General features: G+C 64.3%; 12 protein-coding genes. 4 read left to right on the forward strand and 8 right to left on the reverse strand.

Translation table 11 applies throughout. The features are described 5' to 3' along the window. The first annotated feature begins 79 nt into the window (after positions 1–79). From trpD to glp, 4 genes are read left to right on the forward strand one after another with little or no spacing between them, the layout of a single operon-like run. Complete coding sequence (gene trpD, locus BMY84_RS17615; protein ID WP_093085107.1) at positions 80–1,072, forward strand: anthranilate phosphoribosyltransferase; 993 nt, start codon at positions 80–82, stop codon at positions 1,070–1,072. Beyond that, on the forward strand, positions 1,069–1,860 hold the full coding sequence (trpC, locus tag BMY84_RS17620) for an indole-3-glycerol phosphate synthase TrpC (RefSeq protein ID WP_093085108.1): 792 nt from the start codon (positions 1,069–1,071) through the stop codon (positions 1,858–1,860). The genes trpD and trpC overlap by 4 nt, the downstream gene beginning before the upstream one ends. Beyond that, a complete protein-coding gene (moaC, locus tag BMY84_RS17625) occupies positions 1,857–2,327 on the forward strand; it encodes a cyclic pyranopterin monophosphate synthase MoaC (RefSeq protein WP_093085109.1) in 471 nt (156 codons plus the stop codon). Before trpC ends, moaC begins: the two co-directional genes overlap by 4 nt. Next, positions 2,324–3,502, forward strand: coding sequence for a molybdopterin molybdotransferase MoeA (gene glp / locus BMY84_RS17630; protein ID WP_093085111.1), 1,179 nt, complete (start codon positions 2,324–2,326; stop codon positions 3,500–3,502). The genes moaC and glp overlap by 4 nt, the downstream gene beginning before the upstream one ends. Before the next feature lies 1 nt (position 3,503). On the opposite strand, the gene aac(6') is transcribed toward glp, so the two are convergent. From aac(6') to nuoL, 8 genes are read right to left on the reverse strand one after another with little or no spacing between them, the layout of a single operon-like run. Beyond that, on the reverse strand, positions 3,504–3,965 hold the full coding sequence (aac(6'), locus tag BMY84_RS17635; protein WP_093085112.1) for an aminoglycoside 6'-N-acetyltransferase: 462 nt from the start codon (positions 3,963–3,965) through the stop codon (positions 3,504–3,506). Then, positions 3,962–4,231, reverse strand: a complete 270-nt coding sequence (locus BMY84_RS17640; RefSeq protein WP_093085114.1) for a DUF1467 family protein — start codon at positions 4,229–4,231, stop codon at positions 3,962–3,964. Before BMY84_RS17640 ends, aac(6') begins: the two co-directional genes overlap by 4 nt. A 10-nt stretch (positions 4,232–4,241) precedes the next feature. Next, positions 4,242–5,879 carry a ribonuclease J gene (locus BMY84_RS17645; RefSeq protein WP_093085115.1) on the reverse strand — a complete coding sequence of 546 codons (1,638 nt, stop codon included), beginning with the start codon at positions 5,877–5,879 and terminating at the stop codon, positions 4,242–4,244. Further along, on the reverse strand, positions 5,879–6,658 hold the full coding sequence (locus tag BMY84_RS17650; protein WP_093085117.1) for a type III pantothenate kinase: 780 nt from the start codon (positions 6,656–6,658) through the stop codon (positions 5,879–5,881). Before BMY84_RS17650 ends, BMY84_RS17645 begins: the two co-directional genes overlap by 1 nt. A gap of 10 nt (positions 6,659–6,668) precedes the next feature. Beyond that, the gene (locus BMY84_RS17655) at positions 6,669–7,376 is read right to left on the reverse strand and encodes a biotin--[acetyl-CoA-carboxylase] ligase (protein WP_256215282.1); all 708 of its coding nucleotides are present in this window, start codon (positions 7,374–7,376) and stop codon (positions 6,669–6,671) included. Then, on the reverse strand, positions 7,373–8,809 hold the full coding sequence (nuoN, locus tag BMY84_RS17660; protein WP_093085120.1) for an NADH-quinone oxidoreductase subunit NuoN: 1,437 nt from the start codon (positions 8,807–8,809) through the stop codon (positions 7,373–7,375). The genes BMY84_RS17655 and nuoN overlap by 4 nt, the downstream gene beginning before the upstream one ends. Then, positions 8,809–10,356: an NADH-quinone oxidoreductase subunit M gene (locus tag BMY84_RS17665; protein ID WP_093085121.1), complete on the reverse strand. Its 1,548-nt coding sequence runs from the start codon at positions 10,354–10,356 to the stop codon at positions 8,809–8,811. Before BMY84_RS17665 ends, nuoN begins: the two co-directional genes overlap by 1 nt. Then, positions 10,356–12,431: an NADH-quinone oxidoreductase subunit L gene (nuoL, locus tag BMY84_RS17670; protein WP_093085123.1), complete on the reverse strand. Its 2,076-nt coding sequence runs from the start codon at positions 12,429–12,431 to the stop codon at positions 10,356–10,358. The genes BMY84_RS17665 and nuoL overlap by 1 nt, the downstream gene beginning before the upstream one ends. Positions 12,432–12,435: the final 4 nt, after the last annotated feature.

Consider the following 12,435-nt stretch of genomic DNA (forward strand, 5'->3'; position numbering starts at 1 on the left):
GGATTTGCGGGAAATATGCGAAGTTAAGCGTGCGCGCCCCCTCGACACTGCCGCCCCCCGCCGACTAAGGCAGAGGGCGATGACCAGCCTGCCCGATCCTTCCGCACCGCTCTCCGCCGACGCCGCCGCCACGGCCTTCGACCTGCTGTTCGACGCCGATCTGCCGGAAGAGGATATCGCCGCCTTCCTCGTCACCATGGCCCGACGCGGCGAAACCGCGACCGAAATCGCCGCCGCCGCCCGCGCCATGCGCGCCCGGATGATCCCGGTCAGCGCCCCGGCCGGCGCGATCGACGTCTGCGGCACCGGGGGCGATGGCCATCACACGCTCAACGTCTCCACTGCCGTCAGCCTTGTCGTGGCGGCAGCCGGTGTCCCCGTCGCCAAACATGGCAACCGCGCCGCCTCGTCCAAGGCCGGGGCCGCCGATACGCTCGAAGCGCTGGGCCTCGACCTCGACAAGGCCGCCGCCACCGCCGAAGCGACCCTGACCGATCTCGGTATCTGCTTCCTCTTCGCGCAAAACTACCACCCGGCGCTCAAACGCCTCGGCCCGATCCGCAAGGCGATCGGCGAGCGTACCATCTTCAACCTGATGGGACCGCTCGCCAATCCGGCCAATGTCCGTCGCCAGCTCGTCGGCATCGCCCGCCCGGCCTATGTCCCCATCTATGCCGAAGCGCTCGCCGAACTGGGCGTCGATCGCGCCATGATCATCTCCGGCGACGAAGGGCTGGACGAACTGTCGCTGGCGGGCGGCAACGACATGGCCGAAGTGAAGGGCCATGACCTCGTCGCCATGCACCGCCTGACCGCCGCCGAACTCGGCCTTTCGACCCATCCGGTCGAAGCGATCCGGGGTGGCGACGCCGCCCATAACGCCGCTGCCCTGCGCGCCCTGCTGCAAGGCGAACCGGGGCCGTATCGCGATGCCGTGCTGCTGAACGCCGCCGCAGCCCTTGTCGTCGCGGACGCGGCCCATGATCTGCGCGAAGGCGTGGAGGAAGCCGCCGAAACCATCGATCGTGGCCTTGCCAACGCCCTTTTGAATTGCTGGATTGCCTATTCATGACCAACAAGCTCATCGAAATCTGCGACTTCAAGCGCGAGGACGTCGTCCGTCGCAAGGCCGCGACCAGCATCGCCGCGCTGCACGCCCGCGCCAGCGAACAGACGCCCCCGCGCGGCTTCCGCAAGGCGCTGGACGATTCCGCCCGCTCCGGCTTCGGCCTGATCGCCGAAGTGAAGAAGGCCAGCCCCTCCAAGGGCCTGATCCGCGCCGATTTCGATCCGCCCGCCCATGCACAAGCCTATGCCGCCGGCGGCGCGGCCTGCCTCTCGGTCCTCACAGACGAGCCCTATTTTCAGGGTCATGACGATTATCTGATGGCCGCCCGCTCCGCCTGCGCCCTGCCCGTGCTGCGCAAGGATTTCCTGGTCGATCCCTGGCAGGTGCTGGAAAGCCGCGCACTCGGCGCCGACGCCATCCTGATCATCGTCGCCGCATTGGACGACGGCCAGATGCAGGAGATCGAGGACGCGGCCCTTGGTTTGGGCATGGACGCCCTGATCGAAGTGCATGACGAAGCCGAACTGGAACGCGCACTCGAACTCCGCTCGCGCCTGATCGGCGTCAACAACCGCGACCTGCGCGACTTCACCGTCGACTTCGCCCGCACCTATGAACTGGTGGGCAAGGCACCCGAAGGCTGCACCTTCGTCGCCGAAAGCGGCCTTGGCAGCCATGCCGATCTCGTCGCCATGGCCGACCATGGCGTCCGCTGCTTCCTGGTCGGCGAAACGCTGATGCGTCAGGCCGATGTCGAGGCGGCGACGCATAACCTCCTGACCGGGCAATGACCGGCCTCACCCATCTGGACGAGGATGGCGCGGCGCGCATGGTCGATGTCGGTGCCAAGGCGGTGACGGCGCGCGAAGCCGTCGCCACCGGCCGCATCGATATGAGCGGGGAAGCCGCCAAAGCAATCGCGGATGGGCTGGTCAAGAAGGGCGACGTCCTCGCCGTGGCGCGGGTCGCCGGCATCATGGCGGCCAAGAAGACCGCCGATCTCATCCCGCTCTGCCACCCGATCGCGCTCAGCGCCGTGACGGTCGATTTCGATCTGGATGGCAACGGCGTCACCGTCACCGCCACCGCCCGCACCGCCGGCCAGACCGGGGTCGAAATGGAGGCACTAACCGCCGCTTCGGTCGCGCTGCTGACCGTCTATGACATGGCCAAGGCGCTGGACAAGGGGATGATCATCGGCGGCGTCCGCCTGATCGCCAAGAGCGGCGGCAAGTCCGGCGACTGGCGCGCCGCATGAGCCTCCTCCCGGTCGCCGACGCACAGGTGCGACTCTTCGCCCTTGCCCGCCGCCTTCCGGTCGAAACCGTGCCGATCGCTCAGGCAGCCGGTCGCTGGCTGGCGCAAGATGTGCTGGCACTGCGCAACCAGCCCTGGGCCGCCCTCTCCGCCATGGACGGTTATGCCGTGCGCGCCGCCGAACATCCCGGCCCCTGGCGCGTCACAGGCGAAAGCGCCGCCGGATCAGCCGACCTTGCCCCGCTCGCCCCCGGTGAAGCGATGCGCATCTTCACCGGCGCGCCCTTGCCAGCCGGTGCCGACGCCATCCTGATCCAGGAAAATGCCACGCGAGACGGCGACAGCCTGACCGCCAGCGGCGATCCCCTGCCCGCCGGTCGCCATATCCGCGCCGCCGCATCGGACTTTGCGCGGGACAGCCTGCTGCTCAAAGCCGGTACGCCTCTCGGCCCCGCCCAGATCGCCCTTGCCGTGCTGGGCGGCCATGGCCAGTTGCCGGTCGTCGCCCGACCAAAGGTCGCGCTGCTTTCCACCGGCAATGAACTGGTCGCCCCCGGCCTGCCCACGCCCCCCGGCGTCCTGCCCTCGTCCAATGCGCCGATGCTGGCCGCCATGCTCGCAACGCTGCCCTGCGACGTCATCGACCTCGGTATCGTGCCCGACGATCTGGACGCCATGGTCTCCGCGCTGGAACAGGCGGCACAGGCCGACATCATCGTCTCCACCGGCGGCGCGTCAGTCGGCGACCATGATCTGGTGCGCCCCGCCTTCCTTCAGGCCGGCGGCTCGCTCGATTTCTGGAAGATCAGGATGCGCCCCGGCAAGCCACTAATGGCCGGTCGCCTGAACGACGCCCTGTTTCTGGGCCTCCCCGGCAATCCGGTATCTGCCTTCGTAACCGGCACCCTGTTCCTGCTGCCGCTGGTCCGCCATATCTGCGGCGCCGCCCATCCGCTGCCCCTGACGGGTGAAGCCACACTAGCCGCGCCGCTCCCGGCCACCGCCGAACGGGACGATTATCTGCGCGCCTTCCGCAGTCCGGATGGCATCGTTTCCGTCACCTCGCAGGACAGCGCCGCCACCGCCGCCATGGCACAGGCCGATTGCCTGATCCTGCGTCCCGCCGGATCGCCCGAAGCGCGTTCCGGCGACCGGGTGACGATCCTGCCGCTCTGATCTATTCGATCATCCGGCGGAAATAGACGACCCGCTCCGTCTCGACAAAGCCGATCGCCGCATGAAAATCATGGCTGGCCTGATTGGCCAGATTGGCGTCGGACGCCATTTCGGTGCAACCCCGGCCCTTGCCCCAATCCATCACCGCATCGGCCAGCGCCCGCGCCGCGCCGCTCAGCCGCGCCGACGGCTCGACATAGATGCCCTCCAGAAACAGTACCGGGCTGCTATCGCACCCATTCACATAATCATGCCGCAGCGTCGCTTCGGCAAAGCCGATAGGCTCCCCCGCCACATCGATCGCCAACAGGGACAGAGCGTCGGCTCCGCCTTCGCGCAGCATCGCCAATATCTCGTCCCGATGCTCGTCGATCAGCCCGTCCGGCCACAGCGCATGCCGCATCAGCGCCCATCGTTCGACATGGGCGGCCTCCGCCCGAACGATGCGCACAACTGCGCTCATCGCCCCGAATGATAGCCCGGCAACATGTCCAGCGTCACCCAGCCCTGCACATAATTGGCATAATAGAGGGCGAAGAGTGCGGCCGACAGGATCGTCGCCCGCAACGCCACCCGGCCGGGCCGGAAATTGCTGGGCGCGCTGTCCGCCTGTCCCCGCAGCAACACCTCCCCGGTTTCATCGGGAGTGCGAATGCCGAAGGGCAGCATGATGAAGGCGCTGATCACCCACATCAGGAAATAGATGGCGAAGACAGCGTACCAGTTCATGACGACCTGATTAGGCGCGGATGAGCAAAACGTCCACTATCGGCTTCTTGCCCGTCCAGCGGGTCGCGGTGCGCCGAACGGCGAGGCGGACACGCTCCCGCAGAGCATCGTCTTCCATCGATCCCTTGCTGATCACGGCAGCAGCCTCATCGGCCGCCTCCGCCAGAAATGCCGCCTTATCCTCTTCCACCGGCACGCCCTGCGTGCGCAGCGCCGGATCGCCGATCAGCTTGCCCTTGCGGTCGATCGCCACGGCGACGCTGATCTGGCCATGCAGGCCCAGCTTGCGCCGTTCGTTCATGGTCGATCCGTCAGCCGGCAGGATGACGTCGCCGTCCAGCACCAGCCGGCCGGTATCTTCCTGACCGATAATCTGCGGCGTACCCGGCGCAAGGCGCAGCACATCGCCATTGGACTGGACCACCGCATGGCGCAGGCCGCTGGCAAGGCCCAGACGCGCCTGCTCCGCCATATGCCGCCGCTCGCCATGGACCGGCAAAAGGATTTCGGGCCGTATCCAGCGATACATCGCTTCCAGTTCCGGACGGCCGGGATGGCCCGACACATGGACTTCGGCCTGCCGGTCCGTGACCATCAGAATATTCTTGGCCGCCAGCGCATTCTGGATGCGGCCGATGGCGATTTCATTGCCGGGGATCTGCTTGGAGGAAAAGACGACCGTGTCGCCTTCCGCCAGCTTGATCGGATGGCTGTCGAACGCGATGCGCGATAGTGCGGCCCGCGCCTCACCCTGCCCGCCGGTGGCCACGATCATCACGTCTCTGCGGGGCAACGCCATGGCGTCGTCCCAATCGATCATCGGCGGAAAGTCCTTCAGATAGCCCGCCGCCTTGGCGGTGCTGATGATCCGATCGAGCGAACGACCAGCAACGCACAGCTTGCGCCCGGTGGCCACCGCTACCTCGCCCAGCGTCTGCACGCGCGCGGCGTTCGACGCAAAGGTCGTCACCAGCACGCGCCCCTTGGCGCTGGCGATAGTCTGCATCAGCCCTTCGCGCACGTCGCTTTCGGAGCCGCTGGCTTCGGGGTTGAAGACATTGGTGCTGTCGCACACCAGCGCCAGCACGCCTTCGTCGCCGATCGCGGTCAATTCCGCCGGGGTCGACGGTTGGCCAAGCAAAGGCTGCTCGTCCAGCTTCCAGTCGCCGGTGTGGAAGATGCGGCCATGCGGCGTGTCGATCAGGACGGCATTGCCCTCCGGGATCGAATGGGCCAACGGCACATAACGGAAGCCGAACGGGCCGAGATTGAAGCTGCCTTCATTCTCGATGACGTGCAGCTTGACGTCCTTAGTAAGGCCCTCTTCCTCCAGCTTCAGCCGGATCAGACCTGCGGTAAAGGGCGTAGCATAGAGCGGCACGCCCAGATCGGCGGCCAGATAGGGGATGGCGCCGATATGATCTTCATGCCCATGCGTCAGCACGATACCGAGCAGGTCGTCCTTGCGTTCTTCGATGAAGGACAGGTCGGGCAGGACCAGTTCCACGCCCGGATAGGCCGGATCGGCAAAGGTCAGGCCCAGATCGACCATCACCCATTTGCCCTGGCAACCGTATAGATTGACGTTCATGCCGATCTCGCCCGACCCGCCCAGGGCTAGAAAGAGCAGCTCATCCTTGGGTATCATTATGTTCTCAAACTCCGTTCGTACAACAGCGCCAATCCCTGAATGGTCAGGTCCGGCGCGATCGCATCGAAAATATCACTATTGTCGTCAAAAAGGACGGCCAGGCCGCCCGTCGAAATTACCTTGGCCGGGCGGCCGATTTCCGCGCGAATCCGCGCGACCAGCCCTTCCATCATGGCCACATAGCCCCAGAATACACCGATCTGCATCGCATCGACCGTGGTGCGCCCGATGACCGACCGGTTCTCCGGCGGCTCGATCGCGATCTTGGGCAGCTTCGCCGCCGCCGCGACCAGCGCATCCAGCGACAGGTTGATCCCCGCTGCGATGATGCCGCCTTTATAAGCGCCGCTATAATCCACCACGTCGAATGTGGTCGCCGTGCCGAAATCGATGACGATCAGATCGCCCGGATAAAGATGGTGGGCGGCGATGGCGTTTACAACCCGGTCCGCCCCCACCGACGCCGGCTCCGCCACGTCCAGTTCGATGCCCCAGTCGACCGGTGCTTGTCCCGCGACAAGGGCCGTGGTCTTGAAATATTTGTCGGCCAGCACCTGAAGATTATGGAGCGCCCGCGGCACCACTGTAGCGATGATGACGGCATCGACATCGGCCATCGCATAACCCTCCAGCTGGAGAAGCTGGTGCAGCCAGACCGCATATTCGTCCGCCGTGCGGCGCGGGTCCGTCGCGATCCGCCAGCGCGTGCGGATGTCCCGCCCGTCGAGCAGCGCAAAAACGACATTGGTGTTGCCCGCGTCGATCGCGAGAAGCATGGCCCGTCCTTCAGGTCAGAATGATGTCGCCGGCGTGAATGGCACGGCTATCGCCATTCGCCAAGCGCAGGATCAACATGCCTTGCCGGTCGAGCGTATCGAACTGGCCCTCGACCACCTCGCCATCCGGCTGAACCACCCGCATGGCGGTGCCGATAGGATGAGCATTCAGCAACCAATGGGCGCGAACGGGATCGAGCCCCTGCGCCCGCCAGATGCCGAGCCAATGGGCAAAAAGCTGCGCCAGCCGTTCGAGCAGCGCGCCAGCCTCCGCATCCTTGCTCCCCTGCCCGAACAGGCTGGTCACGGGGCGATCCAGATCGGTGGGATGATCGGTCACATTGATGCCGATGCCGATGACGATGGCGTCGCCAACCCGCTCCAACAGGATGCCGGCGATCTTGGCGCCATCGACCAATATGTCATTGGGCCATTTGATCCGCGCCTGTCCGGCGCAGAGTGGCGCGACCAGCGCGTGGACCGCATTGGCGGCGACCAGCGCCAGCGTATGCGGCAGCGGATCGTGCGTGCCGATCCGGACCAGCGTGGAGCAATAGAGATTGCCGGTCGGGCTTTCCCAGACGCGGCCCAAGCGGCCCCGTCCTCCGGTCTGGCGGCCGGCGCGCAGCCAGCAGCCCTCCGATACACCTTGCTCCACCAATGCGAACATGTCCGCATTGGTGGAGCCGGTTTCCTCTACGAAGAGAAGATTTGTCAGAAGAGCGACGCCGCAGCGGCAGCGCTCGCCTGATCCAGTACGGGGTTCAGCAGATAACCCAGCAGGATCACCACGGCACAGGCCGTCAGGATGACATTCTCAACCGCGCCGCCCTTCGCTTCGAAGCTGATGGTCGGCTCGTCGAAATACATCGTCTTGATGATCTTGAGATAATAGAAGGCGCCGATCACCGACATTGCGATACCGAATGCGGCCAATGCCGTCAGACCCGAAGCCACGGCGGCGTCGAACACCAGGAACTTTGCCCAGAAGCCGAACAGCGGCGGAATACCGGCCATCGAGAACATGAAGATGGCAAGCGCTGCGGCCAGTCCCTTGCGCGACTGCGACAGGCCAGCGAGGCTTGCGATCGCCTCGATCGGCTTGCCGTCCGCATCGCGCATCTGCAGGATGCAGGCGAACCCACCGATGGTCATGACGACATAGATCGCCATATAGCTCATCGTCGCAGCAGCACCGGCGGGCGTGCCGCCGGCAAGACCGACCAGCGCGAAGCCGACATTGTTGATCGACGAATAGGCCATCAGGCGCTTGATGTTGGTCTGGCCGATAGCCGCAACCGCGCCAAACAGGATGGAAGCCAGCGCGACGAAGATCACGATCTGCTGCCAGTCCAGACCGGCCGGACCCAGCGCCTCGATCGCGACACGAACGGTCAGGCCGATCGCAGCGACCTTGGGCGCGCTGCCGAAGAAGGCGGTTACCGGGGTCGGCGCACCTTCATAGACGTCGGGCGTCCACATGTGGAACGGTACGGCGCTGATCTTGAATGCCAGACCCGACAGCAGGAAGACGAGGCCGAACAGTTCGCCCTTCGACACGCCGTCGCCCATGGCAACCGCGATACCATCGAACGCGGTGGTGCCGGTGAAGCCATAGAGCAGCGCCGAGCCATAGAGCAGGATGCCGCTCGCCAGCGAACCGAGCACGAAATATTTCAGGCCCGCTTCGGAAGAGCGTTCGTCCTGGCGCATGAAGCTGGCCAGCACATAGGAGGCAAGGCTGTTCATCTCCAGGCCGACATAGAGCGTCAGCAGGTCGCCCGCGGACACCATCATGCCCATGCCGATGGCGGCGAACAGGATCAGCACCGGGTATTCGGGGCGAGGACGCCCGCCGACCGAGAAGAAGCGCGGGGCCAGCAGGATCGCGGCGGCGGCCGCGACATAGATCAGGCCCTTGGCAAAGGCGGAGAAAGCATCGGCGCGAACCAGACCGTCAAAGGCGTCCGGGCCGTGAGCCAGCGAGCAAGGCAGAGCCAGACCCGCACCGATCAGGACCAGAACCGAGAGCCAGTTTACCAGCCGGGCCGAATTGTCACCGCCGAAAGCGGCGACAAGCATCAGGATCAGGCCACCCGCCGTCAGGGTGAGTTCCGGCAGGACCGCCAGAAGGGAAGCGGAGTCAATCATCAGTGCGCCTCCCCGTGCGCGGCAGCTTCTTCGTGATGGCCCTCGCCCGCAGGCTTGGGCGCACCCATCTTGATCTTGGAATCTCCTGCGGGAGCCGCAGGGGCGAGACGCGCTTCAAGCGCATGGATGTCGGCGCGCATCGGAGCCAGGAAGCTCTCGGGATAGACGCCCATCCACAGGGTGGCCGCAGCCAGCGGTGCCAGCAGAGCGATTTCACGCACCGACAGGTCGGGCATCGCGGCGGCATCGGCATTCACCTGATCGCCGTAACAGATGCGGCGATAGAGGTAGAGCATATAGGCCGCACCCAGGATGATGCCGGTGGTGGCGACCAGCGCGACCCAGCTCGAAGCCTGATAGATGCCCATCAGCGACAGGAATTCGCCGACGAAGTTGGACGTGCCCGGCAGACCGACCGAAGCCATCGTGAACAGCAGGAACAGCACCGCATATTTGGGCATGTTGATGCTGAGGCCGCCATAGCGGTTGATCTCACGGGTGTGCAGGCGGTCATAGATGACGCCGACGCACAGGAACAGCGCGCCCGACACCAGACCATGGCCCAGCATGACCATCATCGACCCTTCGATGCCCGCCTGATTGAAGGCGAACAGGCCGACGGTCACGATCGCCATATGCGCGACCGACGAATAGGCGATCAGCTTCTTCATGTCCGACTGAACGAGGGCAACGAGGCTGGTATAGACCACCGCGACCATCGACAGACCCCAGACAAGCCAGGCGAACTGGGCCGAGGCTTCCGGGAACATCGGCAGCGAGAAGCGGATGAAGCCATAGCCACCCATCTTCAGCAGCACGCCAGCCAGAATGACCGAACCGGCGGTCGGCGCCTGAACGTGCGCGTCGGGCAACCAGGTGTGGACCGGCCACATCGGCATCTTCACCGCGAAGCTGGCAAAGAAGGCGAGCCACAACCAGGTCTGGACATGCGGATCGAAATTATAGCCCATCAGGACCGGAATTTCGGTCGTGCCGGCTTCATGCACCATCCACATCATCGCGATCAGCATCAGGACCGAGCCGAGCAGCGTGTAGAGGAAGAATTTGTACGAAGCGTAGATACGATCCGCGCCGCCCCAGATGCCGATCACCAGATACATGGGGATCAGGCCGGCTTCGAACATGATGTAGAAGAGGTAGAGATCCTGCGCCGCGAAGACGCCGATCATCAGCACCTCCATCAGCAGGAACGCCGCCATATATTCCGGCACACGCTTCTGAATGGCTTCCCAGCTTGCGCCGATACAGATCGGCATCAGGAAGACGGTGAGCGCGATCAGCATCAGGGCGATGCCGTCGATACCCAGCGCCCAGGCAAAGCGCCCGAAGATGGGATAATATTCCTGGAACTGCCATTGCAGCCCGCCCTGGTCGAAATTCACCCAGAGCGCGATGCCCAGCACCAGATCGACCAGCGTGGCGATCAGGGCTATCCAGCGCGCGCCACTGGCGCCTGCGAAGAGACAGGCGATGGCCCCGGCCATCGGCACTGCCATCATCAGGGAAAGGATGGGGAAGCCGTCCATTATCGTGTCATCGCCCAGGTTGCAGCCGCGGCGAGCCCGATGAGCATCACCAGCGCATAGGTGTAGAGGTAGCCGGACTGAAGCCGACGGGTGATCTTGTTGCCCTGCACGACCAGAGCAGCCAGCCCGTTGGGGCCGAAGCGGTCGATGAAGCCGACGTCACCAAACTTCCAGAAGAAGCGCCCGATGGCGAAGGCAGGCTTGACGAACAGGAAGTTGTACAGCTCGTCGAAGTACCACTTGTTCAGCAGGAACTGGTACAGGGCACCGAAGGTCGCGACGAAGCGCTGCGGCCAGTCGGTATTCTTGATGTAGGCCAGCCATGCGATCAGCAGACCGGTCAGCATCACGGTGAACGGACCGAACTTGACCCAGGTCGGCACTTCATGCGCCGCATGCATCAGGTGGCTGTCGAAGAAGAGCGCGCCCTTCCAGAATTCCACGCCACCTTCCGGACCGATGAACTGGTCGTGGAAGACGAAGCCGGCGAACACCGCCCCCAGGCTGAGCACCAGCAGCGGCACCAGCATGACCAGCGGGCTTTCGTGCGGGTGATACCCGCCCGTGCCATCGCCTGCATCATGGGCATGATGATCGTCATGACCGTGACCATGATCATGGGCGGCATGCGCATGATCGTCATGGCCGTGATCGTCATGACCATGGCCATGGGCGTCATGCAGCGCATGCTGGATATGTTCGGACTGGGTCCAGCGCGGCTTGCCGAAGAAGGTGAGGAACACCAGGCGCCAGCTGTAGAAGCTGGTCAGCAGCGCGGCGAACACGCCGACATAATAGGCGCCAACGCCCGGGCCACCGGCCGCGAAGGCCGCTTCAAGGATGCCGTCCTTCGAATAGAAGCCGGCAAAACCGACGCCCACCAGCGGGATACCGACGCCAGTGATGGCAAGGGTGCCCAGCGTCATCGTCCAGAAGGTGATCGGGATGCTCTTACGCAGGCCACCATAATAACGCATGTCCTGCTCATGGTGCATCGCATGGATGACCGAGCCGGCGCCCAGGAACAGCAGCGCCTTGAAGAAAGCGTGCGTGAACAGGTGGAACATCGCCGCGCCATAGGCGCCAACCCCCGCCGCGAAGAACATATAGCCCAGTTGCGAACAGGTCGAATAGGCGATCACGCGCTTGATGTCGGTCTGCACCGTGCCGACGGTAGCCGCGAACAGACAGGTCGCGGCACCGACATAGGTGACGACATGCATCGCCGTTTCCGACGTTTCGAACATGGGCGACAGGCGGCAGACCATGAAGACGCCGGCGGTGACCATGGTCGCCGCGTGGATCAGCGCCGACACCGGGGTCGGGCCTTCCATCGCGTCCGGCAACCAGGTGTGCAGGCCAAGCTGCGCCGACTTGCCCATGGCGCCGACGAACAGCAGCAGGCAGAGCACGGTCATGGTGTCGAAACGATAGCCGAGGAAACCAATGGTCGAACCGGCCATCGAAGGCGCGGCGGCCAGGATTTCCGGGATCGAGATGGTGTTGAACACCAGATAGGTGCCGAAAATACCCATCATGAAGCCAAGGTCGCCGACGCGGTTGACAACGAATGCCTTAATCGCGGCCGCGTTTGCACTCGGCTTACGGAACCAGAAACCGATCAGCAGGTACGAGGCCAGACCCACGCCTTCCCAGCCGAAGAACATCTGAAGCAGATTGTTCGCGGTCACGAGCATCAGCATCGCGAAGGTGAAGAGCGAGAGATAGGCGAAGAAGCGCGGCTGATCCGGCTCTTCGTCCATATAGCCCCAGCTATAGAGGTGGACGAGGCTGGAAACGCTGGTGATGACCACCAGCATGACCGCCGTCATCGTATCGACGCGCAGCGCCCACTGGGCATCGAAGCTGCCGCTTTCGATCCAGGTGAACAGCGGCGTCACCGTCGCTTCGGCATGGCCGGTCAGGAAAGGAATGAAGGTCACCCAGCTCAGCGCGCAAGCAATGAACAGCGCGCCGGTCGTGACGATCTTTGCGGGCAGCTTGCCAAGGGCCTTGTTGCCAAGGCCGGCAATGGCAGCAGCCAGCAGCGGAAGAAGGACGATATACTGAATCATGTCA

The sequence above is a fragment of the Sphingobium sp. AP50 genome (assembly GCF_900109095.1).
Classification (GTDB): domain Bacteria; phylum Pseudomonadota; class Alphaproteobacteria; order Sphingomonadales; family Sphingomonadaceae; genus Sphingobium.